The sequence below is a fragment of the Synechococcus sp. ROS8604 genome, from assembly GCF_014279655.1.
GTDB lineage: Bacteria > Cyanobacteriota > Cyanobacteriia > PCC-6307 > Cyanobiaceae > Synechococcus_C.
This window is the reverse complement of record NZ_CP047946.1, coordinates 1,736,233-1,757,881: the sequence shown is the minus strand read 5'-3', so window position 1 is coordinate 1,757,881 and position 21,649 is coordinate 1,736,233. Positions and strand designations below refer to the sequence as shown.

Genomic DNA, 21,649 nt, shown 5'->3' with positions numbered 1-21,649 from the left:
TCGCGCTTGCGCTGGAAAAATGAGAAAGCCCAACACATTTCGCAATCCTTCGTTACCATGTAGGCATACAACGTGATACCCCGTGGCCGAATTCATCGATCCGATTGCAACGGGAAGTTCCCTCGGTCTTCTAGGTAGTTTAGTTGGTGCAGCCGCCCTCGGAATTTTTGCTCTGTGGCAGAACGATACGGAAAACGATGACGACGACTCGTCTCCAGGCGGTGGCTTGATGCAGCCTGTCGCCTGAGCGACCCCTCGCTCACATCTAGTCACAGGAATCACCCATTTGGGTGATTTTTTTTATGCGTTGATGCCTGACTCTGGTGAGGTGCCCCGAGAGCGGACCATGCCAAAGCCGCTGAACCAGTTTCAACGCCAGGTTCGACGATGGACCTTGATTGCTTGCTTCACACCTGCGCTGCTGGGAACAGCACCTGTGCGCGCTCAATCGTGGGAAGCGGTTGATGCCTTGCGCAGCAAGCTCACCTCTCATGGCGTCAGGGTGATTCAACGCGATTGCTCGACCCGGGGGTTGCAGGGGGCTTACCACCCCAAAAATGACATCTTGATTGTGTGTCGCACCCACCGAAATGCAGCACAAGTTTGGAACACCCTGGCTCACGAAGCGACTCACAGAATGCAGAGCTGCGCCGGTGGATCGATCACCCTCCCCAGCCAACATCGGATGATGTCTCGCGTTTTAAGACGAGAAACACCGCAGGAATGGAAATCGATTAGGGCGTATCCCCGTAGTCAGCATCTGGCAGAACTTGAGGCTCGCTATACGGCCAAGCTTCCCGCCACTGATGTCCTGAAGCTCTTCGATCGCTACTGCGGCTCAATCGTTCGCGTCTAAGACCATCTTCCTCACTTACCAAGACCAACCGACTGATGAATAATCTTCTTCTCCAATTAGCGATGGCAGCCCTCGGGCAAATGTCTGGAGGTGGCGGACTCGCGCAAAGGCCGCTCAACATTCCATCGATGCCCTTTCCCGTGGGTCGTCAGAGCCGCCCTGTCTATCCCACGCGTTCGTCTCAAGCGCCCAACCTTCAGGTTGCCACCTTGGCAACGACCACCTGTTTGATGCGATCAGGTTCGATCGGCCGTGGAGAGGCGGTCGCGCTGTTGGAACGTCAAGGACAAACCTGGGGTTGGCCTCGTACTTGGGGCCAACGCATTCCGGTGAGCAGCGTGGATGAGGCGATCGAATCGGCGGGGGGGTGCAACGCGCTTGTGCAGAGGGCACGCCAGGCGGCCCCAGGTCGGACAGCCACGATTCCAGCAACCCACCGAGGCACTCGCTATGGAGACTCGCGTTATGGAGGCAACCAATCGCAAGGCAATCGAAGCGAACGTGAAGGGTTTGGATTAGCCCCTTATCGCTGAAGTGCCGACTGAAGGTTGGCCGCTCCTGGTTGATAAGTTTTTCCTGTTTTCGGAGCTTGCAAGGCTTTGAGCAGGGTGGTTTCCGCGACGCGGTACTGCCCATCTTTGTTGGTCCCTAACTGTTCAACAGTGAGGGTTTTAATTTCTTTCTCACTCATCTCCACCGCAACATCCGGGCGAATGCCGTTTTTGTGGATGTCGGTGCCCTTGGGTGTGAGGTATTTGGCAATCGTGACGGTCATTCCAGATCCGTCAGAGAGCCCGCGCACGGATTGCACGAGTCCTTTCCCAAACGTTTTCTGGCCCACCAGAAGCCCGCGCTCGTTGTCTTGGAGAGCACCTGAAAGGATTTCACTGGCACTCGCTGAGCCTTCGTTCACCAACACCACGACGGGACGGTCGGTTAAGGCATTCCCTGTGGCGCGGCGCACGTCCTGAATGCCCTCACGGGTTTTTGTGCTGACAATCGTGCCTTCATCCAGCCACTGACGCGCAATGTCGACGCTGGCTTCAAGCAACCCTCCGGGATTGCTACGCAAATCAAGGACGTAACCCTGTGATCCTTGCTTCTCTAGCTCGCGAATCGCGGCACGCATCTCTTTCGATGCATTGGCATTGAACTGCTTCAGGCGGATGTAACCCACCTTGGTGCCATTGGCACTGGTGTTGAGCTGACTGTCAACGGCCTGAATTTCGATCCGCGCCCGCACGAGGGGCACGTCGATGATGGACCCATTCCTGCGCAAGCCCAGGACGACGTTGCTTCCTTCCGTTCCGCGAATGAGCTTCACCGCATCTTCCGTGGTCATCCCCTTGGTGAGTTGACCATCAATCGAAACAATCACATCTTTGGGTTGGACCCCGGCTTTTGAGGCCGGTGTGCCTTCGATAGGCGACACCACCACGATCTCTTTGGTGTCTTTGTCCAGTGAAATTTGAATGCCGACACCGGTTAATTCACCTGACGTGTCGATTTGCATTTCCTTGAACTCTTTCGGGTCTAGGAATCGGGTGTAGGGGTCGTCAAGACTCGCCAACATGCCGCGAATCGCTTCATACGATTCCGCGGTTCCGGCATAAGACTTGGAGAGCAAATCCTTTCGAAGAATGAACCACTGATCGAGGTCATAACCTCCCGATGAATCCAGGAAATCTCGATAGACGATTTGCCAGACCTGATCAATCACCTCTTTCGGGCTGTTGGTGATCGACGACGAAGTCGTGCTCGGCAAACCCAACCCAGGATTGGCCATAACCACGGCAGCTGTGACAGCCCCTGCGCCCAGAGCCACAAACCAGCCGCGACGTTGCGTGACGTTGATGCCGAATTTTTTAGCGCGCATGCCGTCCACTAGGACCTTTTCAGCACCTTAACGACATCAGTCGGGTTCAACCCAGCGACCGTCGTCTTTGATCAACTGAACCAAGGCGGCTACACCCTCCGACTCGGGGACTTTTCGGATCTCATCGCGGTTGCGATAGAGAGCGATTACCCCAGGCCCTTTGCCCACATAACCGTAGTCAGCATCGGCCATCTCGCCAGGACCATTGACAATGCAACCCATCACAGCAATGTCTAGACCGGTGAGATGAGAGGTGGCGTTTCGGACCTGATGAAGGACCTCCTCAAGATTAAACAAAGTGCGACCGCAGCTCGGACAGGCCACGTATTCGACCATCGTCTTTCGGATTCCAAGCGCCTGCAGGATCGAAAAGCACACAGGGATTTCCTTCTCTGGTGCTTCTGTTAAGGAGACGCGGATGGTGTCTCCGAGTCCTTCCGCCAGCAGTGTTGCGATTCCGGCCGTGCTCTTGATTCGTCCGTAGTCACCATCACCTGCTTCGGTGACGCCCAAGTGCAGGGGGTAGTTGAACCCTTCCCGATCCATGGTGTCGGCCATGAGTCGGTAGGCCGCCAGCATCACGGGCGCACGCGATGCCTTCATCGAAATCACGATGTTGTGAAAATCGAGTGAATCGCAGATCCGCACGAATTCCATGGCCGATTCGACCATGCCTTGGGGGGTATCTCCATAGGTGAACAGCATGCGTTCAGCCAAGGAGCCGTGATTCACTCCAATCCGCAAAGCTTTGTTCTGCTCTTTCAGCACAAGCACGAGAGGAGCAAACGTTTCCTTGATTCGATCTCCAATCGCATCAAACTCGTCTTGGCTGAACTCCTGGCGTTCGGGATCCGGTTTGTCGAAAACGAACAACCCAGGGTTGATGCGCACTTTGTCGACGTGCTTGGCAACTTCTAAGGCGATGCGCGTGCCGTTGTGATGGACATCAGCCACGAGTGGGATGTTGCATCCCTGAGCGCGCAAGGCTGCACGAATTTTCCCCATCGCGATGGCATGGCCAATCGAAGGAGTCGTGACCCGCACGATTTCGCATCCGGCATCGGCCAAGCGACGGATTCCTGCGACCGATCCGTTGATATCCAGCGTGTCCTCATTGATCATCGATTGCACCGCAATCGGATGCTCACTTCCAATCGGCACATCACCAACCATCACCGTGCGGGTGACCCGGCGATGAATCTTTGTGTCGTAGCGCTGCGAGGCGGTCATCAAGGATCGCTCGAATCTGAAGCTAACCCTGACACAACCCCGTTCAAAGCGTGCTTGACACTGGTCAGATCGGCCATGAACAACGCGCGTGGCTTGCCTGGCTCCCGCGATGGATTGCGCAACAGGTAGGAGGGATGAAAACTCGGCATCACATAACGCCCGTTCCATTCGGTCCAAGCACCTCTTAAGCGACTAATCGGTGTGCGGCATTCGAGAAGGGTTGCGGTGGCAGTCGCTCCAAGAATGAACAGGATCTCCGGATTGACCTCACGAATTTGACGATCCAGCCAGGGTCTGCAGGCTTTGAGCTCAGCCGGGGATGGGCGTCGATTGCCAGGCGGCCGACATTTGATCAAGTTGCAGATATACGCGTCCTCTTCTTGATCCAGGCCGACGTCCGCCAGGCATTCGTCCAGGAGCCTGCCGGAACGCCCCACAAATGGACGCCCCCGAGCATCCTCATCAGCCCCTGGCGCTTCGCCAATCACCATCAGCCTCGCTGAAGGATGCCCGCGACTGACCACCACATGCTGGCGTTCTTTTGCTAGGTCACAGCGCTGGCACTGGAGACAGGATTCCTCGAAGTCTTCTAACGACACGCGCATGGATTGCTCAGCTCAAAACCCTATGAGCCAAGCGACCTTTGCGGCAGCACCAAGGTGAGAAAAGGCTGCTCCTCTGGATCCTCCATCCAGCATTCCGCTCCAAACGATTCGAGACGCGCTGCTTCGCGCCTCCGCGCCCCCAACGCTTCCAGTTGCTCGATCCAATGGCCGAGCTCAGTCTCTGGATGGTCGGATCCGACCCTTTGAAAACAAGGGGCGAGGGCCGCACCGCGAATGGGCCAAGGCCGTAGACGCGAAGGGCGATAAATCTGAAGTGTTCCTCCTGTTGGGAGAGCCACCATCCAGTGCTGGTCAGACAGTCCTGATCGGCAGGTACATCCAAGAGCTTGCGCATAAAACTCGGCGAGCGCTTGGGGATTCTTGGCTGCCAACACCCAACTCAACGAGGCCGTTCCAGCTGACATGTTCGGCATGGTCAACATTTCGATCCAGGCTGTCATCAGCACATCGGTGTTGTCACTGACGCCACATCAGGCAGGATGTTGTTTCACATATCCGAGCATCCATCGAGGGGGTGCCGTGCTGATGCCAGGCCCCCCATCTCTCTCGCACCGAGCTTTGGCATTGCAGCCATCGCTCACACTTGCCATCAGCGCCCGAGCAAAAGCCCTGCAGCAACAGGGTGTTGATGTTTGTAGTCTCAGTGCAGGGGAGCCAGATTTCGGGACGCCAGAGTTCATTGTTGAGGCAACGATCCAGGCCCTCAGGGATGGCATCACCCGGTATGGCCCTGCTGCAGGCGATCCAGAGCTGCGCGCGGCCATTGCTCAGAAATTGAGTCTTGAAAACAACATCCCCACCCAAACCGATCAGGTCTTGGTGACCAATGGCGGCAAACAGGCGATTTACAACCTGTTCCAAGTTCTGTTGAACCCAGGCGATGAAGTCATCATCCCTGCCCCGTATTGGTTGAGTTATCCAGAAATTGTTCGCTTGGCCGGGGGGAAGCCGGTCACGGTGCCGTCGTCAGCAAGCGATGGGTTTGGACTGGATCTGAATTTGATCGAGCAATCCATCACACCGGCCACCAAGCTTTTGGTGCTCAATTCACCGGGGAATCCCACCGGTCGGGTGTTGGATCTCCGTGAACTCCAGGCCTTGGCAGAGCTGGTGCGAAGGCATCCAAACCTGATGGTGATGAGCGACGAGATCTATGAATATCTGTTGGAAGACGGAGAATCTCACCACAGTTTTGCTGCAGTAGCACCAGATCTCAGACAGCGTTGTTTTGTGGTGAACGGATTTGCCAAAGGCTGGGCCATGACCGGTTGGCGACTTGGGTATCTCAGTGGTGACAGCACGGTGATTAAGGCCGCAGCTGCCCTACAGAGCCAAAGCACCAGCAATGTGTGCAGCTTCGCTCAACGTGGAGCATTGGCGGCGCTTCAGGGATCACGGGACTGCGTCCGTGAGATGGCCGCTAGCTACAACACGCGGCGTGCTGATCTCTGTCATGGGCTTCAACAGATGGAAGGCATCACGCTTGTGCCCCCAAGGGGCGCCTTTTATGCGTTTCCTCGCCTGCCTGATGCGATTACCGATTCGTTGGCCTTTTGCGAACGTGCCCTCGAAGAGGAAGGATTGGCGATTGTTCCTGGTGGTGCCTTTGGCGATGATCGTTGCGTCAGGCTGTCTTGTGCCGTCTCGCGTGAGACGATTTCAGAAGGACTGAGTCGGTTTCAGAGATTGTTGACTCGTCCCTAAATCAATTCTTCTTAAACATGACCAATCCTTTGACACGTGTCCGAAAAAAAGGGGCCGTTGTTCTTTTGGCTCTTCTTTGCAGTCAGGGCGCAACGGTCCTTCCTTCTAACGCGCAAGCAACACTCCGGATCGGAGCCATCCCCGATCAAAACCCAGAACGTTTAAATCGTCGTTACGGCCAACTTGCCGAGGAATTAAGCGACACACTCAAGGTTCCAGTGCGGTATGTGCCAGTTAGCAATTACCCAGCAGCCGTGAGTGCTTTTAGGACCGGAAGTCTGGACCTTGTTTGGTTTGGAGGGCTCACAGGTGTTCAGGCTCGTCTTCAAACGCCAGGGGCCCAGGTTTTGGCACAACGAGCTATTGATGAAAAGTTTCAAAGTGTTTTTATTGCCAACACTTCAGCGGGCTTAAAACCCTTTAGCAATATCGATGGTCTGAAAGGATTAAAAGGAAAGCGCTTCACCTTTGGATCAGAAAGTTCCACATCGGGACGACTAATGCCTCAGCATTTTCTGGCTAAAGCGGGCGTGACTCCAAAGCAATTTGCCGGCGGACAAGCAGGCTTCAGTGGAAGCCACGATGCCACGATCGCTTTGGTGCAAAGCGGCTCTTACCAGGCTGGAGCTCTTAATGAGTTGGTCTGGGATGTGGCCGTTAAGAACGGGAAAGTGGATCCAAGCAAGGTGAAAATGATTTGGAAAACACCCCCTTATGTGGATTACCACTGGCTGGCACGCCCCAATCTCGACCAACGTTTCGGGAAAGGATTCACATCGAAAGTACAGAAGGTCATCCTTGGGTTGAGACCTACCAATTCTCGTCAGGCATCCATCCTTAAGCTTTTTTCTGCCAAGGTTTTCATTCCGGCTCAAGAGTCTGAATACAAACCGATTGAAGATGTAGCCCGTCAACTTGGCAAGGTTCGTTGACCGCTCTCCTGGAGTTGGTCAATGTCAGCCTGAGTGGCCCGAGGGGAGATCGACTGCGTTCGATTTCCCTCTCGGTGTTTGAGGGGGAGAGGATCGCCCTGTTGGGACAAAGTGGGGCCGGCAAGAGCACCTTGCTGGCCATTGCAAATGGCAGTCTTCGTTCTGAACAGGGAGAGGTGCGTTGGTGTGGTGCGTCGATTCGCAGCATGCCTCGCCGCAAAAGAAGGGAGATCGGAATGCTTTGGCAAGACTTGTTGCTTGTCGAGGAGCTCAGCGTTGGACAAAACGTCAACAGCGGTGCTTTGGGCCGTCACAACCTGATCTGGGGATTGGCCAATCTGTTATTCAACGTGGATCAATCCGCCTGCAAGCATTGCCTTCAGCAAGCTGGGCTGGATGCTGATCTGATCGAGCGTGGATTGATCGACGCTCCGATTCGTCAGCTATCAGGAGGACAGAGACAACGCGTTGCGCTTGCCCGTTTGCTGCGTCAGCAACCGCAACTGATCCTGGCCGATGAGCCGATCGCCAATTTGGATCCTGCAATCGCCTCTGACTTATTGGATCACTTGCTGAATCGTTCGCCAGAGGGGCCGCTGAATTGTGGCGCCAAGGCGATTGTGATCAGCTTGCATCAACCCGAACTGGTGCATCGCTTTGATCGTGTGATCGGTTTGCAGGATGGGGAACTGGTGATGGATCAACCTTCAGACCAACTCACTGCTGCTGATCTTTCGCGGTTGTACGAGGCCGGATGAACCGCCTGAAACCAGCGGCACCGCTTCTCACCCTGTTGCCTTCCATGGCGCTGGTGCCCGTTTTGATCGTCACTTGGACAGGGCTGCATGGCGGTGGTCTGTCGATTTGGCAGCAATGCCTTTGGGGCGCCCTGCATCCATCCATGGATCCCGATGTTTTGCATGCGGTTTGGCATGGTCTGGGCGTCACCATGGCCACAGCTCTATTGAGCTGGAGTCTCAGCTTGCTGTTGGGCGTGTTGCTAGGAAGCGCTTGCGCGGATGTGGTGTGGAGAAGCTGGACACTTCCCTCCTGGCCAGCCAAAGGACTTCGAGGCGCCCTCGCCATCCCGAGAGCGGTGCATGAGTTGGTTTGGGGCCTGTTGCTGCTGCAAGTGTTTGGGCTCCATCCCTACGTTGCTGTCGCTGCTATCGCGATTCCTTACAGCGCTCTCGTCGCCAGGATTTGGCGCGACCATCTCGATAGCGCTGACCACCGTCCTCTCGATGCCTTGATCAGCGCTGGGGTGCATCCGCTGTCCGCTTTGATGACGGCTCTAAACCCAGGGATGGGCCCTGTGTTCCTGAGCTATGGGGGGTACCGACTCGAATGTGCCTTGCGCAGCGCCACCTTGCTCGGGGTTTTTGGTTTGGGGGGGCTTGGCACCGAACTGCAGCTCACCTTGCAGTCGTTGCAGTTCCGCGAGCTCTGGACAGGTTTATGGGTGTTAGCGGCCGTGATGCTGATGCTTGAGCAGCTGTTGAGGGTTTGGCGAGAACGTTCCGATGTCGGCGTTCATGGTCAGCGTCGAATGCTGTTGTTCATCAGCTTGGCGATCGTTTTGGGAGTGATCGGCACGGTTTGGCTCAGACACCTCGTTCCTGATTTGTTTTTTGGCCTCAGTTGGCTTGGGTTGGAGGTTCCTTCTTGGACCCAGCTGAATGCCGCCGCCATGGAACTGCCCTGGTTGCGCATGATCTTGGAAACGCTGGCTCTCACCGGGTTGGCTGCGGGGATTGCCATCGGACTGCCCCCCCTGGCCTTGCTCCTATGGCCGTCGCCAAGGTGGCATCAGTGTTGCTCGATCTTCTGGGCTTGCATGCGTTGGATCCCACCGCCGTTGATGGTGCTCCTTCTGCTGCTCAGCAATCGGCCAAGCCTGGCGATTGGAGCCTTGGCGATCGGTCTGCACAACAGTGGAGTGATGGGGCGTTTGCTGCTTGAAGGACTGCAGCAACAAAGCGGTCAGCGTCAAGAAGCGCTCAGGGCGATGGGGAGTTCAGAGCGGATGAGTTGGTTGTATGGCCTGCTCAGTCCTCAAAGTCCCAGTTATTTGGCTTATGGGGCTTATCGCAGCGATGTGATTCTCCGAGAAACCGTGGTGGTGGGGGTGATTGGTGGAAGTGGTTTGGGCTGGCAGCTGCTGGAATCACTCAGCTCTTTTCATTGGGCTGCTGTGGTCTTGGTGCTTTGTTGTTACTGCGTCCTCACGATCAGTGGGGAATCACTCAGTGACCGCTGCCGCGCACTCTGGCTGCAAAGCTGACATCTGGATTGCGTGACCGCCAGTGATAACAACAGCGCCCCGCAAGCTTGTCGTGATCGGTGATAGCGGTGTGTACGGATGGGGGGATCCAGAGGGTGGGGGATGGTGTGAACGCTTGAGGCGTCAATGTATGACATTGCCCTCTGCCCCCGTGGTGTACGGGCTTGGTGTTCGTGGAGATGGACTGGAGCGCATTGCTCAGCGTTGGCAACAAGAATGGAGTTGCCGCGGAGAGCTCCGTCGTCAGCAGCCCGATGGCTTGCTCCTCTCTGTGGGCCTCAATGACAGCGCTCGTGTTGGCAGGTGCGATGGACGGCAGCAACTAACGGCTGAAGCGTTTCGCTTCGGGCTGGAGCAATTGCTATCGGTGATGACCCCTGCCACCAACGTCATGGTGATGGGGCTCAGCGTGGTGGATGAAGCGGTCATGCCCTTCGCTGACTGCCTTTGGTACAGCAATGAGGCCGTGGCCATCCATGAAGCGCAATTGGAAGAAACATGCCTTGAGTTAGATGTTCCGTTTTTAAGCCTGCACCAAGCGATGGCAGCAGAGCCTGATTGGCTCACCTGGTTGGAACCTGATGGGATTCATCTCAACAGCACTGGCCATCACTGGATTTATCAGCGTCTTCAGCACTGGAAGCCCCTTCTCAATTGGGCTGGTCTGGAGCCCCACGCTCAATGCACGCCTTTGCTGATGTCTTGACGTCTCCCCTCGAAAAGATGAACCGGCTTTCATCCTTTCGAGTGGACCATTTCATCGGAAAGAAGGAGGGGAGAATGCGCGATGAAAGCGACGTTGAAAGGGTCGTCAACACCCACGCTTCATGCTTTCTTCTCAAAGCCTTCGACGCCGCGAGCAGCGCCGATCGTTGCCCAAGCCAATTCTTGAGCGCAACGACGCTGTGCTCGAACACCTTGGCCTAGCGCACCATGCCGCCATCCGTCAGGCGGCCCGCTATCCAGGGGAGCAGGACGAGTTAGTGCAAGAGGGTTGCTTGGGGTTGATCCATGGCTTGGCCAATTTCGACCCTCAACGTGGATGTCGCATCAGCACCTATGTGCTGGCAAGGGTTCACGGTCAAATCCTGCATTTCCGTCGCGATCGCCAACACGTGCTCAGGATTCCTTGGCGCTTGAAGGACTTGCACAGCCGGGGGATGCGTCTTCGGGCTCAACGGTTGCAAGAGAGGCTGGAACCGCTGGACGAGACAGGCCTTGCTGCATCACTCGACGTGACTGTTGAGCGCTGGCGGGAGGCCCTGATGGCTCACGCCTTGGGCCATGTGGATTCGCTTGATGTTGCCCCTGCCATTCAGGCGGTGGACGGAGAGTTGAGAAGCTCCCTGCTCGATCAGATCGAGGCTCTCCCAGTCATGTCTGCATCGACCTTTGAAGCGGATGAGGAGGAACCCAGGCTTCGCTGGTTGCAGGGGGCACTGAAGGCTCTCGAGCCACGCCAGCGCTGCTGGCTTCTGGCTCGCTACGTCGACAACATTCCCATCAGAGATCTTGCTCTGAAAGAGAAGGTTGCACCAGGGTTGTTACGCAAAGCCATTCGAGAGGCGCTGAGCTTGCTGCGACAGGCAGCACGGACTCCGTTCAGCCAGCAAGACCCAGAGGAATCGCGACCAGCATGGCTAAAACGGCAGCCCAGGCCGTCTGCAATCCGTTGACGATTTCATTGGTTAACCAGTGCACCCGCTCCTGAGCCAGAGCTCCCAGCAGGCTTTCCAGCAGGGTTGCGATGAGACCCACAATCGCAACCACGGCCATCGCCGTGGGCGTGGTCACGAACGACAACCCCGCCATCACCAGCATCATCACAAGGCTGCCGGCGGCACTGGCCAGGGTGCCTTCCAAGCTCACGGCCCCTTCCGTTCCAGCTGGCACTCTGTGCAGGGTGGTGATCAAAACGGTGGTTCGTCCCCAACGTTTGCCGATTTCGCTGCCAAAGGTGTCGCCAAGTTTGGCAGCGAAGCTGGCGGCGAATCCGATCAGCAAGAGCGTTGCCGAGCCAATGCCTGCGCCAATCAAGAGAGCGATCACGGTTCCAGTGAAGGCAGACCCCCACACGTTGGCGGGTCCTCGCCTTCCTCCACGCGCCTCCGCAAGCCCCTGCTTTTGTTTTTGCGCAAAGCCGAGGCGCGTGACGAGTGATCCCAACACGAGGTAGATCACAACGGCAACCCAGCCTCTCCAGCCAAGGCAGCCCCAGAGGATCGTTCCCAGAATTCCGGCATGCACCCAACCCTTGCGCGTGAGTAGGGGGAGGCGCTGCGCAAGGGCAATCAGCGCGCCATTGAGAAGCAGGGCTATCCCCCACATCGTGATGTTTTGGTCTGGCAAAACCATCGAGCTGTGTTGCACTGCCCTAAGCATTAACCCCAGCGTGGGCGTTTTCAGTGAGATGCGTGCTTCTTAGATAAAGCTTTTTTCACAGGCCGCTTATCAGGGACCGCAGCAAGAGGATCAGCAGTGCAAGCTGTCGGGTGAAGCCTGATTTGTGCAGTTTCCCTGTCGCGATCACGAATAGGCGCTCGAGGGGAGTGCCTGCTTGAAACTGGGTGATCGCTAAATCTTGCTCTCCAAATCTTTTATTGAGAGCTTGCGCTTGATGCAAACAGTTCCTTAGTCGCTGTCGTGGCCCGTGCTCTCTCCCCCAGGACTGCAACCGCTCTAGAAAATAAGCCCTTCCAGTCCCGATCGCACCCACCGCATTGGCCTCATGGAGGCGATACGACAGGAGAGGTTGGTCGATGAACAGAACCTGGCCCTTGCAGGCTGCGATCAGGGCCAGCCAGTGGTCGTGTTGCACAACCTGCTCAGGGAGGGGCAATGCCATTTCGATCAGCGACCGATTGATGAGGCTGGCACAACCTGTCACTACGTTTTGTAGGGAAAGCGCATTGGGGGAGTTGCGCCTTGGGTTGAGCCTTTGGTAGTGCAGAAACGATGGCCCTAAAGGCAGCCCCTCTGCATCGATCAGGCGCAGATCGCTGTAGACGAGAAGAGGGGTGTGCGCAGGGTGAAGCGCAGTTGCAGCCAGCATCGTATCCATCAAAATTTTGAGTTTGTTTGGATCCCAGCGATCGTCTTGATCGGCAAGGGCGACAAATGGAGCGCGGCTCTCGCTAAGCAAGGCTTCAAAATTTCCGTTGCTGCCGAGTCGAGACTTCGCTGGCAGTTCAATCAGCCAACCCGGCCAACGGTTCGCTGATTCTTTGATGATCTCTCTGGTGTGGTCAGTCGAGCCGTCATCGCGTACCAAGAGGCGTGTGGGCTTCAAGCTCTGAGCTCGGATCGAGAGCAGCAGTTCATGCAGGTGGCTAGCACCATTCCAGGTTGCCAACACCACCTCAAGGTTTGGCACCTCGGCGCTCACAACAGTCCCCAAGATTTGATGTTTACGGGGGGCAAAACCATCGAGCTGTGTTGCACTGCCCTAAGCATCAGCCCATTCAGACGGTTTGGGTTGGATAATCAGCCCACGTTGTCCACCGGAACCTGGCATGGCGCTGAAGAGCAAAGGCTTTTTCCTCAACCTCGAGGAAGGCGCTTCGAGCGACCAGGCGATTCAGATCGCGCCTGTTCGAGACCTTCCTGAGGAGGACGGTCAAGAGGAGGCTCTTGCCCCCATTCCCGCTATTTCCAAACCAGCTGCAGCGCTTACCACCCCAGCCGCGGCTTCGGCTCCTGCAGCTTCTGCCCCTGTCGCTTCCGCAGCGACGGCTTCAGTGCCAGCGCCATCGGCACCAGCGCCATCGGCACTGAAGCCATCAACACCAGCGGCCGCAGCAGGTTCCCTCACCACAGCTGAAGCGATTGCAGCGGAACTGGCAAAGGCGGAATCCGAGCGTCCTGTCGTCAGGCTCAGCACGTTCGCTCCGGAGATGGTCCAGCCCGGTCGTGCGCTGCGTCCTGAGCGTCGCCGTCCGGGAAGAAATTTGAAGGGGTTCAAGGACATGGCATCAGAGCTATTCAGTAGCTGACGCCGCTTCAGGTCTGATCTCCAGTTGGCGTCGTACGCCGCCAACTGCTCAGCGTTGCCACCCCGGCAATCGCTGCTGTGGAAGAGCGCAAAATGTCCTCACTGAGACTCACCGCTGACCATCCTTCCCTCAGGGCTTTCGCTTGCTCCTGAGGGTCCCAGCCTCCCTCCGGGCCAATCGAAAGCCAGATGCAGTTGTTCCCAGGGGTTTGGCGCTGCAACCAAGGCTCTAAAGCAGGAAGCCCTTCTAAGCGTGTGGTGGCAATGGCCAGCGTGTCGCTGGTGTCCGGCCGCGTCCACCAGCTACCCGTGGATGTCAGCGGGAGGAGCTGGGGCATCCAGAGCCGCTCGCATTGCTCGACCGCTTCTTTGAGGATCAGCTGCCAGCGCTCTGGTTTGTAGTCCGCTTGGGGTGTGGATCGCGTTGCTTTCAAGGGTTGGATGCAATCCACGCCCAATTCACAGGCCATGCGCATGACCTCATCCATGCCCCGTCGAACCAGAGCAATTGCGAGGCCCAACCGAGGGGTGCTGGCAGGGGTTGTGGTGTGACAAATGCCGGGAAGCAGGAGTTGCCCCTTCTCCTGAAGCAATCCCTCCCAAAGGTGGCCGCGGCCATCGACAACCTCCACAGGCGCTCCAGGACGCAGCCGTAACACCCGACGAAGATAATGACATTCGTCATCGCGAAGCACAAGGCATCCATCGCCATCACGGTCGGCCATGCGGGAGGGTTCGATCAGTAGCCGACGCAGCTCCGCCACCATTCGATTCAGTGCAATCCTGCTTGCCGGGCTTCGCGATACAGCGCTTCCACACCAATCCGGTTGAGGGGTAGGCGCAACAACTCCAGAGCCAGGGATGGTTGGCCCCGTTGAATCAGCCAGGCCATCAGCGGGCGAAGGCTGCGTTCATTGAGGAGGCCTCCGACGGTGAGCAAGGACCAAAGCAGGCGATGCAACCAGGTGAATTGAATGATGAACCGGACCCGACGACTGGGATGCTTGCGATAAAACACCAAGCCCATGCGTGCCCGTTCCCGCTCGACGCGAATCAGGTCTGGGATTTGGTCTAGGCGAAATGCTGGATGCCAGTGATATCCAACCGCTTCTGGACATTTCACCAGCTCAACGCCCATTTGCCTCAGCCGTTCTCCAAGCTCCAGGTCTTCCCATCCATAGAGGCGGAACCCAAGATCAAATAACCCGGATCGTTCCAAAACCTCACGGTCGATCGCCACGTTTCCTGTTGCGAAGTACGCCCAGGAGAGATCTCGTAGTTTGTGTCGTTCTGCTGTTGGTTGATCAAAATTGGCTGTATTGATCACAGCGCCATAGGTGAAACAGAGACGATTTCCCTGCTGATTCCAACGACGACTTAAGGCGCGCGCATGGGATGCGAGAAAGCTTGATGTGACCACTAAATCACTATCGATAAAGACGATCACATCTCCTTTGGCATGATCAACGCCGCGATTACGACCTTCTGCAGGTCCGCCATGCTGCTGTTCCACAAGGCGAACATGGGGGAAGCGAGCGGCGTCCTGTCGCAACCAGTCGGGAGTGCCGTCGCTGGAACCGTCATCGACGACAACCACTTCGTAGTTTTCGATTTCCCCGCTGGGATCTTGACGTTCCAGTGCCAGCAGGCACTTCTCAAGAATCGAGCGCCGGTTGTAGGTGGGGATGACGACGCTGATGAACATCCGCGCGAAATAGGGGCAAGAGGGGTTCAGCCTAAAGCCATCAAAAAAGAGGGGTCTCCCCCTCTTTCTTGATGCAAATGGTTTTGATGCAAACGGTGCAGGGTCACGCCAAAGCGATCAATCCGCAGCACCACCGTTGTTTGCAGTTCCGGTTACGCCGTTGCCAGCACCTTCACCACGGCCGTCATTGCGGAGCTTGCGCTTCTTGAATTTGCGGGCGTAAGCGCGATTGCGCTCCTGCTTTTCCTTCTTGAGGTTTCTGCGCTTAGCCATGCGTTTTGGAAGATTCCAACTCTTTTACTCGCACCAACTTAACGAATCGTCTGGTACAGACGCCCATCTTCCATTCGAACAAGACGATCTGCCACATCAAGAATGCGCGGATCATGCGTCACCATCAGCACAGAACAAGACTGTTCGCGCGCCAAGCGCTTGAGTAGCTCCACCACTTCGCGGCCAGTGCCGCTATCAAGGGCCGCTGTTGGTTCATCGGCAAGGAGGAGCTGGGGTTTGGCTGCCAGGGCTCTGGCGATCGCTACGCGTTGCTTTTGGCCCCCGGAAAGGTCATGGGGGAGCTTCCCTAACTCGTCTTCAAGTCCCACAGAGCGCAACCATTCCCGTGCCTGATCGCGGCGAGCCCTGTACACAAGATTGGGCAACAGATCAGCGCCCATCTGCACATTTTGTTCAGCGGTGAGGCAGCGCAAGAGATTGTGGCCCTGGAAAATCATGCCAATGCGACGGCGCAATCGCTGACGCTGGCCGCGAGCTGCTCCGCGTAACTGCTGTCCAAACACCTCAACGTCACCCTCCTGCACCTTTCGCAAGGCTCCGATCAAGGTGAGCAAGGTTGTTTTGCCGCAGCCGGAAGGACCAGTGAGCAGCACCACTTCACCGGCAGCAATTTGCAAGTCCACCCCTTGCAGCACCTGCCTGCGGGTGGAGCCTTTGCCGTACCAATGGCTTAGCGCATGAATATCAACGGTGAGTGAGCTCGTTGCCATCGCCTTAAAAAATCTCCGCCGGATCGGCATCCACGAGTCGGCGCATGGCAAGACCTGCTGAGAGCATGCACATGATCAAGATCATGCTGAACACGCTCACGGCCCGCACCGTGTTCATCGCCACTGGCAACTGGGTGGCGTTTCGCACCAAGAGGTACAGGCCCTGTCCGGCGGCGTAAGCCGGTAAGTAACCAAAAAGAGCAAGCAACAGGCCTTCTCTGACCACAACTCCCAGCAAACTATTGAGCTTGTACCCCATCGCCATCAGGGTGGCGTATTCGGGCAAATGATCGCTGACATCTGAATACAGAACCTGATACACAATCACGCAGCCCACCACGAAACCCATGGCGGCACCGAGGGTAAAAATGAAGCCAATGGATGTGCTTGTACGCCAGTAATTTTGCTCGAAATTGATGAATCCTTGCTTTGTCAGCACTGTGACATCGTCGGGAAGTTGGGATTGAAGGCGTTGAGCCACCTGCTCTGCATCACTTCCAGGCTTAAGGCGAACCAAGCCCACTTCGATGCTTCCCGAGGGAGTGTTTGGAATTAAATCCAAAAATGTTTCGCTGCTCATTAATAAGTTGCCATCAGCGCCAAAGGACGCCCCAAGGCCAATCAGGCCCGCCACGCGAACTCTTTTGCCAGCAATTTCGCTTTCAACGGTGCGTCCCTCCCGAAACCATTCGGCTACGGGACCAAATTCTGCTCGCGATTTTTCGTCAAATAAGACCCGGCCTTTCTGGGTAAGCAGCTTGGCTTTTGCTGCCAATGTTGGATCGGTGAAGAGGGGATGGTTGGGTTCAAACCCCAGCGCAAGAATGGATCGTGTCCCCAGGGTTTCGGGATTTCTCCAAAGCAGCAGATTCCAGTGGACGGGCGTAATTCCCTCCACTTCAGGAGCGGCCATGGCCTGAATCAGTCGCCTGCGGGGGAAGCCGGCCATGCTCACGGAACTGGTGGAGCGTGGGCTGATTAAGACGATGTCTGCATCAAACAGGCGATGAATCACGATACTTGCGTCAAACAATCCGTCGCGAAAGCCCAGCTGCATGAACATCAGAATTCCGGCGAAGCTGATGCCTGCCAGAGCGACCGCTAGACGAACGGGCTGACGAATCAGCATCAAGAATGCCAAGGGAATTCTGCGCTGCCGCCATAAGGCTCGAATCATGGGGTCTTGAAGCGGGCAATGACTTTTAGACCCGAGAGTTGCGTCACTCTTTTTTCCGACTCTGGAGAAAGAACCACATCCACTTCGATGACCCTGGCATCGGCATCACCGGTGGGATCGGTTGAAAGCACTTTTCGCTGTCGCACCTGGGGGGTGATGCGTTCGACGCGTCCTTCGAGTGATCCTTTGAATCCGCCGTTTTCGCTAATCAAGCTGACGGATTGGCCAATTGAAATGCGATTGATATCCGACTCATACACCTCCACCAGGGCCTCCATGGTTTGGCTGGCTCCGACCTCCATCACACCGTCGCTGCCCGGACGCTCGCCGACGCGGCTATGAATTTTGAGCACGACGCCATCAATGGGAGAGAGCAGTTCGCTTTCAGCAAGGTCGGCCTCGAGGCTTCGTCGCTTTGCGCTCAGCTCGAAGCCTTCCTGTTGAAAGCGTTTGAGCTCATCTTGTTTTTCCTCATAGAGCACCATGGCAGCTGCTCCCACCTTGGCCGCTGCTGCATAGCGGGACACCTCTCGCTGTTGCAGTTTCACTTCGAGCGCAGCCGATTGGATTTGGGCGTCCACCTCAGCGATTTCGGCCGCGATTTGGGGTCGGTTATCAAAGATTGCCAAGGGTTGACCCTTGCGAATCGGGTCCCCTTCCTTCACCAGCAAGGCGGCAATGCGCGGCGTACCACCAGCGCCACTCATCGGTGCCGCCAAGCGACGGACTTCTCCTGCAGGCTTGAGTTGGCCGAGGGCAGCAACCGCTTCCGGAGCACGTACTTTTTGAACCGCGGCAGCGGGTTGGACTTTCGTTGCCGGCCGGCGCGTGATCCAGACACCGGCTCCGACAACGGCAGCTCCGAGCACCCCAACCATCACCCATAGAGGTAATTGCTTCATAGAAGAGGTGGAGGATCGTCGAAGAGCATGTCCTCGATGTAGCGATCGGCCCAAGCGCTTCCGAAGGCTTTCTCTAAGACGCGTCGGGTCTTGTCGTTGCGTTTCTGTTGCCGGCAATAGGAGAGTTGGCCTTGATGACGATCGATCGTAGGGAGTGAATCAAGAGCATCGGGAGCGGTTGCCAGAATCGCCTGGCGCAGGATGTTGAGATAGTCAGCGACAAGGTCAACGAACCAGGTCTCTTCTTGCTGATCAACGGGTCGAATGAATTTCACATAGGGGGAAAAAATGGTTCCCCACGCGGGCAAGTCTCTTACCTGCTGAAACGGCGGCAATTGAAGAGCACTGAGCGGTTGACTCACCGCCTCTGGTAAGGCATTGCAGACAGGGGAGAGATCAACGATCGCCGCCGAAATACCCGCTTTGCTGGCAACAATATCGGCACCAAATACGGGTAGGTCGAACCTCGGATCTGGAAAAAAGACGCAGTGGAGGATCTGCAATCCCATGCCTAGGCGAGCAATCTCAAGGTGCAGTTTGCGGAGACCAAGGCATTGATGCAGCTCGTTGCGAATGAAGAGCGTTTCACCATCCAGCATGCCGCTGATCTCCTCAAATGCTGGGTCTACAGCAAGAGGGGAGAGGTCTGGGAGAGCTGTCCGGCACGTGCGAATTTGCTCCGCTAGGGAGGTCACCAGCGGATGCAATTCAAGACCGTTGGTGGATTCGGACATCAGTCCAGCGAGGGACAGAACAGAATGGGACTTTGACACGGGACCCTGAACGAGATCGCCTCCGGCCCTGGGCTGCAGCATCAGCTCTTGAACAACGGTTGTCGAACCGTGACTGCCCTGATGCCAGACGCAGACCTCACCTGTCTCGACTTTTGGTGTCGAGCCGGAAGTACCTGGGAAGACCAAGGGGAAGAGGGCCTTGCCCACTTTTTAGAACACATGGTGTTTAAGGGCAGTGCAACGTTGCAGGCCGGCGAATTTGATCGTCGGATTGAGGCCCTTGGTGGCAGCAGCAATGCGGCTACGGGTTTTGATGATGTGCACTTCCACGTTTTGGTGCCTTCCAGCTGCGCTCAGAACGCCCTCGACCTGTTGCTTGACCTTGTGCTGAATCCTGCCCTGAGAGAGGACGCTTACGGCATGGAGAGGGATGTGGTGCTTGAAGAGATTGCTCAGTACCGAGATCAACCCGACGAGCAGGTGTTCCAAACCTTGTTGTCTCAAGGCTTTGGACAGCATCCCTACGGCCGTCCCATTCTTGGTTGGGAGAAGAGTTTGATCGATAGCACTCCAGAGGGAATGCGCCAATTTCACAGCAGGAGGTATCGCGGCCCCAACTGTTGTTTGGCCATCAGTGGCGCTGTGACAGCGAGTTTGTTGGAGCAGATCCACTCGAGTCGCCTCTCTGAGCTTCAAGACGATCTTGACCAGGGGGACGAACGTGCATCCGCCTCTCGTTCGCTTGCGTTTCAAAGCGGACGACAAAGCACCCGATTCCCTCGCCTGGAAGCAGCACGGTTGCTGATGGCATGGCCGATGGCGGCAGCCAACGATCAAGACAGCGTAATGGGCGCAGACCTTGCCACGACTCTTCTAACCGAGGGAAGGCGGAGTCGATTGGTGCAACGGTTAAGGGAAGATCTCCAAATCGTGGAATCCATTGATATGGACGTCACGGTGATGGAACAGGGAAGTGTGGTGATGTTGGAAGCCTGTTGCCCCGAGGACCAGATCGATCGGGTTGAAGCCGTGATCGAGGAGGAATTGAAACGGGCTTCGCTGGAAGCCATCGCTAGTGAGGAGCTGCATCGGGCACAGCAATTGGTGGGAAATGGCCTGCGCTTCAGCTTGGAAGCGCCTGGATCCGTTGCTGCCATTGCTGGATCCCAATCCCTTTGGGGGCGAACCCAAACGTTGTTGTCTCCGCTCAGCTACATGCAGACCTGGACGGTTGAACGCTTGCAACAGTCCTTGCTACCGCTTTTGCAACCTGATCAAGCCTTCACTCTGTTGGCCTTACCGGAGGACTCGGAGTGAGCACAACCGATTTGGTTTTGGATCCGGTTCAGACACCAGGTGTGTTGGCTGCCAAATTGTGGATCGGACGCGGAAGCGCTGCTGATCCAATCGGCCAGAGGGGGGCGCATCAGCTGTTGGCATCCGTCCTGACTCGCGGCTGTGGCTCCCTCGATGCCATGCAAATGGCCGATCTCGTGGAGGGTTGTGGCGCAGGTCTGCGCTGCGACACCAACGAAGATGGCTTGCTGATCAGCATGAAATGCCGGGATCTCGATAGCTCCCAATTGCTTCCCCTCTTGGACTCGATGGTTCATGAACCCCATCTGCAAGCCGATCAGGTGAATCTGGAGCGGGAGTTGAGCCTTCAGGCGTTGCAGCGTCAGAGAGAAGACCCTTTCCATGTGGCCTTTGATGGCTGGCGGCATCTGGCCTATGGCGAGGGCCCCTATGGACATGACCCCCTGGGCGTTGCGGAGGAGTTGGAGCAACTGAATGCTGAGTCGCTAAGGCCGATTGCTACATCGCTCAGCGCCGAGGGAGCGATTTTGGCCTTGTCGGGTTCGATTCCAGCTGGATTGTTGGATCAACTTCAAGCGGATGGAATTTGCCCTCAATCCAAATCAATGGAATCGGATCTGGCCGCTCAAGATTCCCTTGATCAAGCACCCCTGCGTGCGAAACAAACCGTTCACCTCCACCATCAGTCAACCGAACAGGTTGTGCTGATGCTGGGTCAGCCAACGCTTCCTCACGGACATCCAGATGACCTTGCCCTGCGCTTGTTGCAAACCCATCTGGGTACTGGCATGTCGAGTCTGTTGTTTCGCCGGCTTCGCGAAGACCATGGCGTGGCCTACGACGTAGGAGTTCACCATCCAGCAAGGGCCAAGGCCTCACCATTTGTTCTGCATGCATCCACTGCTGTTGATAAGGCCTTAACCAGCTTGGATTTGCTGATGATGAGTTGGAAGGAACTGATGGAACACACGCTTGTCAGCGCGGACCTCAATCTGGCGCGTGCCAAATTTCGTGGTCAGTTGGCCCATGCCTCGCAAACAACAGGTCAGAGAGCCGAACGGCGAGCCCAGCTCAGAGGCCTTGGTTTGCCCGATAACCATGACCATCGCTGTATGGAGGCTATGGAGACGCTCGATGGCACTGCACTGCGCTTGGCGGCTTCTCGTCACCTGTCTGATCCCCTACTCAGCCTCTGTGGACCACAAGCGGCCATCGAATCACTGGCTGATCGATGGCAACAAGCGATGGGCAAGCGTTAAGTCACTGGGATCTGTTGCTATCACTAGGGATTGCCCCTAAAATTGCCGCATT

25 protein-coding genes are annotated in these 21,649 nt (G+C 56.4%); 12 read left to right on the top strand and 13 right to left on the bottom strand.

Going from position 1 to position 21,649, the window contains the following annotated elements; all coding sequences use genetic code 11:
• Positions 1-82: 82 nt before the first annotated feature.
• From SynROS8604_RS09290 to SynROS8604_RS09280, 3 genes are all read left to right on the top strand, one after another.
• Entirely contained in the window at positions 83-247 is a 165-nt protein-coding gene (locus SynROS8604_RS09290; protein WP_006853031.1) for a hypothetical protein, read from the top strand.
• Between the two features lie 63 nt (positions 248-310).
• Positions 311-856 (top strand): hypothetical protein, encoded by a 546-nt coding sequence (locus SynROS8604_RS09285; RefSeq protein ID WP_186543780.1) that lies wholly within the window; start codon positions 311-313, stop codon positions 854-856.
• A gap of 35 nt (positions 857-891) precedes the next feature.
• On the top strand, positions 892-1,389 hold the full coding sequence (locus SynROS8604_RS09280) for a hypothetical protein (protein ID WP_186543779.1): 498 nt from the start codon (positions 892-894) through the stop codon (positions 1,387-1,389).
• On the opposite strand, the gene SynROS8604_RS09275 is transcribed toward SynROS8604_RS09280, so the two are convergent.
• Genes SynROS8604_RS09275 through SynROS8604_RS09260 form a run of 4 tightly spaced genes read right to left on the bottom strand, consistent with a single transcriptional unit; the run spans position 1,380 to position 5,028 of the window.
• Positions 1,380-2,732: a S41 family peptidase gene (locus SynROS8604_RS09275; protein WP_186545913.1), complete on the bottom strand. Its 1,353-nt coding sequence runs from the start codon at positions 2,730-2,732 to the stop codon at positions 1,380-1,382. The two genes, SynROS8604_RS09280 and SynROS8604_RS09275, sit on opposite strands and share 10 nt — an antisense overlap.
• A gap of 36 nt (positions 2,733-2,768) precedes the next feature.
• Positions 2,769-3,962: a (E)-4-hydroxy-3-methylbut-2-enyl-diphosphate synthase gene (gene ispG, locus SynROS8604_RS09270; protein WP_186543778.1), complete on the bottom strand. Its 1,194-nt coding sequence runs from the start codon at positions 3,960-3,962 to the stop codon at positions 2,769-2,771.
• The gene (locus tag SynROS8604_RS09265; RefSeq protein WP_186543777.1) at positions 3,962-4,567 is read right to left on the bottom strand and encodes a uracil-DNA glycosylase; all 606 of its coding nucleotides are present in this window, start codon (positions 4,565-4,567) and stop codon (positions 3,962-3,964) included. The genes ispG and SynROS8604_RS09265 overlap by 1 nt, the downstream gene beginning before the upstream one ends.
• A gap of 20 nt (positions 4,568-4,587) precedes the next feature.
• Entirely contained in the window at positions 4,588-5,028 is a 441-nt protein-coding gene (locus SynROS8604_RS09260; protein WP_186543776.1) for a VOC family protein, read from the bottom strand.
• Between the two features lie 85 nt (positions 5,029-5,113).
• Between SynROS8604_RS09260 and SynROS8604_RS09255 the strand changes: the two genes are divergently transcribed.
• From SynROS8604_RS09255 to SynROS8604_RS09230, 6 genes are all read left to right on the top strand, one after another.
• Complete coding sequence (locus SynROS8604_RS09255) at positions 5,114-6,292, top strand: pyridoxal phosphate-dependent aminotransferase (RefSeq protein ID WP_186543775.1); 1,179 nt, start codon at positions 5,114-5,116, stop codon at positions 6,290-6,292.
• Between the two features lie 17 nt (positions 6,293-6,309).
• Positions 6,310-7,224, top strand: coding sequence for a putative selenate ABC transporter substrate-binding protein (locus SynROS8604_RS09250; RefSeq protein WP_186543774.1), 915 nt, complete (start codon positions 6,310-6,312; stop codon positions 7,222-7,224).
• On the top strand, positions 7,221-7,982 hold the full coding sequence (locus SynROS8604_RS09245) for a phosphonate ABC transporter ATP-binding protein (protein ID WP_186543773.1): 762 nt from the start codon (positions 7,221-7,223) through the stop codon (positions 7,980-7,982). The genes SynROS8604_RS09250 and SynROS8604_RS09245 overlap by 4 nt, the downstream gene beginning before the upstream one ends.
• A complete protein-coding gene (locus SynROS8604_RS09240) occupies positions 7,979-9,508 on the top strand; it encodes a phosphonate ABC transporter (RefSeq protein ID WP_186543772.1) in 1,530 nt (509 codons plus the stop codon). The genes SynROS8604_RS09245 and SynROS8604_RS09240 overlap by 4 nt, the downstream gene beginning before the upstream one ends.
• A gap of 22 nt (positions 9,509-9,530) precedes the next feature.
• Entirely contained in the window at positions 9,531-10,214 is a 684-nt protein-coding gene (locus SynROS8604_RS09235; RefSeq protein ID WP_186543771.1) for a GDSL-type esterase/lipase family protein, read from the top strand.
• 121 nt (positions 10,215-10,335) lie between these two features.
• The gene (locus SynROS8604_RS09230) at positions 10,336-11,184 is read left to right on the top strand and encodes a sigma-70 family RNA polymerase sigma factor (protein WP_186543770.1); all 849 of its coding nucleotides are present in this window, start codon (positions 10,336-10,338) and stop codon (positions 11,182-11,184) included.
• On the opposite strand, the gene SynROS8604_RS09225 is transcribed toward SynROS8604_RS09230, so the two are convergent.
• Together SynROS8604_RS09225 and SynROS8604_RS09220 are read right to left on the bottom strand one after the other, a co-directional pair.
• On the bottom strand, positions 11,111-11,863 hold the full coding sequence (locus SynROS8604_RS09225) for a DUF92 domain-containing protein (protein WP_255444984.1): 753 nt from the start codon (positions 11,861-11,863) through the stop codon (positions 11,111-11,113). The genes SynROS8604_RS09230 and SynROS8604_RS09225 overlap by 74 nt on opposite strands.
• A gap of 82 nt (positions 11,864-11,945) precedes the next feature.
• Positions 11,946-12,893 carry a glycosyltransferase family 2 protein gene (locus SynROS8604_RS09220; RefSeq protein WP_186543769.1) on the bottom strand — a complete coding sequence of 316 codons (948 nt, stop codon included), beginning with the start codon at positions 12,891-12,893 and terminating at the stop codon, positions 11,946-11,948.
• A gap of 127 nt (positions 12,894-13,020) precedes the next feature.
• On the opposite strand from SynROS8604_RS09220, the gene SynROS8604_RS09215 reads away from it, so the two are divergent.
• Positions 13,021-13,500 (top strand): translation initiation factor 2, encoded by a 480-nt coding sequence (locus SynROS8604_RS09215; protein ID WP_186543768.1) that lies wholly within the window; start codon positions 13,021-13,023, stop codon positions 13,498-13,500.
• Positions 13,501-13,507: 7 nt separating this feature from the next.
• On the opposite strand, the gene SynROS8604_RS09210 is transcribed toward SynROS8604_RS09215, so the two are convergent.
• The 7 genes from SynROS8604_RS09210 to SynROS8604_RS09180 all read right to left on the bottom strand — a co-directional run bounded on the left by SynROS8604_RS09210 (position 13,508) and on the right by SynROS8604_RS09180 (position 19,021).
• Positions 13,508-14,266 (bottom strand): 16S rRNA (uracil(1498)-N(3))-methyltransferase, encoded by a 759-nt coding sequence (locus SynROS8604_RS09210; protein ID WP_186543767.1) that lies wholly within the window; start codon positions 14,264-14,266, stop codon positions 13,508-13,510.
• A gap of 5 nt (positions 14,267-14,271) precedes the next feature.
• Entirely contained in the window at positions 14,272-15,204 is a 933-nt protein-coding gene (locus SynROS8604_RS09205; protein WP_186543766.1) for a glycosyltransferase family 2 protein, read from the bottom strand.
• Between the two features lie 117 nt (positions 15,205-15,321).
• On the bottom strand, positions 15,322-15,477 hold the full coding sequence (locus SynROS8604_RS09200) for a hypothetical protein (protein WP_006171625.1): 156 nt from the start codon (positions 15,475-15,477) through the stop codon (positions 15,322-15,324).
• Positions 15,478-15,515: 38 nt separating this feature from the next.
• Positions 15,516-16,208 carry a DevA family ABC transporter ATP-binding protein gene (locus SynROS8604_RS09195; protein WP_186543765.1) on the bottom strand — a complete coding sequence of 231 codons (693 nt, stop codon included), beginning with the start codon at positions 16,206-16,208 and terminating at the stop codon, positions 15,516-15,518.
• Between the two features lie 4 nt (positions 16,209-16,212).
• Positions 16,213-17,385 (bottom strand): ABC transporter permease DevC, encoded by a 1,173-nt coding sequence (gene devC / locus SynROS8604_RS09190; protein WP_186543764.1) that lies wholly within the window; start codon positions 17,383-17,385, stop codon positions 16,213-16,215.
• Entirely contained in the window at positions 17,382-18,287 is a 906-nt protein-coding gene (locus tag SynROS8604_RS09185) for an HlyD family efflux transporter periplasmic adaptor subunit (RefSeq protein WP_186543763.1), read from the bottom strand. The genes devC and SynROS8604_RS09185 overlap by 4 nt, the downstream gene beginning before the upstream one ends.
• The gene (locus SynROS8604_RS09180) at positions 18,284-19,021 is read right to left on the bottom strand and encodes a phycocyanobilin:ferredoxin oxidoreductase (protein ID WP_186545910.1); all 738 of its coding nucleotides are present in this window, start codon (positions 19,019-19,021) and stop codon (positions 18,284-18,286) included. Before SynROS8604_RS09180 ends, SynROS8604_RS09185 begins: the two co-directional genes overlap by 4 nt.
• A 120-nt stretch (positions 19,022-19,141) precedes the next feature.
• On the opposite strand from SynROS8604_RS09180, the gene SynROS8604_RS09175 reads away from it, so the two are divergent.
• Positions 19,142-20,338, top strand: coding sequence for a pitrilysin family protein (locus tag SynROS8604_RS09175; RefSeq protein ID WP_186545911.1), 1,197 nt, complete (start codon positions 19,142-19,144; stop codon positions 20,336-20,338).
• On the top strand, positions 20,335-21,597 hold the full coding sequence (locus SynROS8604_RS09170) for a pitrilysin family protein (RefSeq protein WP_186543762.1): 1,263 nt from the start codon (positions 20,335-20,337) through the stop codon (positions 21,595-21,597). Before SynROS8604_RS09175 ends, SynROS8604_RS09170 begins: the two co-directional genes overlap by 4 nt.
• Positions 21,598-21,649 lie beyond the last annotated feature (52 nt).

Excerpts from the sequence above, each read along its gene's own strand:
- SynROS8604_RS09285 (WP_186543780.1), top strand. The coding sequence starts at position 311 with ATGCCTGACTCTGGTGAGGTGCCCCGAGAGCGGACCATGCCAAAGCCG.
- SynROS8604_RS09280 (WP_186543779.1), top strand. The coding sequence starts at position 892 with ATGAATAATCTTCTTCTCCAATTAGCGATGGCAGCCCTCGGGCAAATG.
- SynROS8604_RS09275 (WP_186545913.1), bottom strand. The coding sequence starts at position 2,732 with ATGCGCGCTAAAAAATTCGGCATCAACGTCACGCAACGTCGCGGCTGG.
- ispG (WP_186543778.1), bottom strand. The coding sequence starts at position 3,962 with ATGACCGCCTCGCAGCGCTACGACACAAAGATTCATCGCCGGGTCACC.
- SynROS8604_RS09265 (WP_186543777.1), bottom strand. The coding sequence starts at position 4,567 with ATGCGCGTGTCGTTAGAAGACTTCGAGGAATCCTGTCTCCAGTGCCAG.
- SynROS8604_RS09260 (WP_186543776.1), bottom strand. The coding sequence starts at position 5,028 with ATGACAGCCTGGATCGAAATGTTGACCATGCCGAACATGTCAGCTGGA.
- SynROS8604_RS09255 (WP_186543775.1), top strand. The coding sequence starts at position 5,114 with ATGCCAGGCCCCCCATCTCTCTCGCACCGAGCTTTGGCATTGCAGCCA.
- SynROS8604_RS09250 (WP_186543774.1), top strand. The coding sequence starts at position 6,310 with ATGACCAATCCTTTGACACGTGTCCGAAAAAAAGGGGCCGTTGTTCTT.
- SynROS8604_RS09240 (WP_186543772.1), top strand. The coding sequence starts at position 7,979 with ATGAACCGCCTGAAACCAGCGGCACCGCTTCTCACCCTGTTGCCTTCC.
- SynROS8604_RS09230 (WP_186543770.1), top strand. The coding sequence starts at position 10,336 with ATGCTTTCTTCTCAAAGCCTTCGACGCCGCGAGCAGCGCCGATCGTTG.
- SynROS8604_RS09225 (WP_255444984.1), bottom strand. The coding sequence starts at position 11,863 with ATGGTTTTGCCAGACCAAAACATCACGATGTGGGGGATAGCCCTGCTT.
- SynROS8604_RS09215 (WP_186543768.1), top strand. The coding sequence starts at position 13,021 with ATGGCGCTGAAGAGCAAAGGCTTTTTCCTCAACCTCGAGGAAGGCGCT.
- SynROS8604_RS09210 (WP_186543767.1), bottom strand. The coding sequence starts at position 14,266 with ATGGTGGCGGAGCTGCGTCGGCTACTGATCGAACCCTCCCGCATGGCC.
- SynROS8604_RS09205 (WP_186543766.1), bottom strand. The coding sequence starts at position 15,204 with ATGTTCATCAGCGTCGTCATCCCCACCTACAACCGGCGCTCGATTCTT.
- SynROS8604_RS09200 (WP_006171625.1), bottom strand. The coding sequence starts at position 15,477 with ATGGCTAAGCGCAGAAACCTCAAGAAGGAAAAGCAGGAGCGCAATCGC.
- SynROS8604_RS09195 (WP_186543765.1), bottom strand. The coding sequence starts at position 16,208 with ATGGCAACGAGCTCACTCACCGTTGATATTCATGCGCTAAGCCATTGG.
- devC (WP_186543764.1), bottom strand. The coding sequence starts at position 17,385 with ATGATTCGAGCCTTATGGCGGCAGCGCAGAATTCCCTTGGCATTCTTG.
- SynROS8604_RS09185 (WP_186543763.1), bottom strand. The coding sequence starts at position 18,287 with ATGAAGCAATTACCTCTATGGGTGATGGTTGGGGTGCTCGGAGCTGCC.
- SynROS8604_RS09180 (WP_186545910.1), bottom strand. The coding sequence starts at position 19,021 with ATGTCCGAATCCACCAACGGTCTTGAATTGCATCCGCTGGTGACCTCC.
- SynROS8604_RS09175 (WP_186545911.1), top strand. The coding sequence starts at position 19,142 with ATGCCAGACGCAGACCTCACCTGTCTCGACTTTTGGTGTCGAGCCGGA.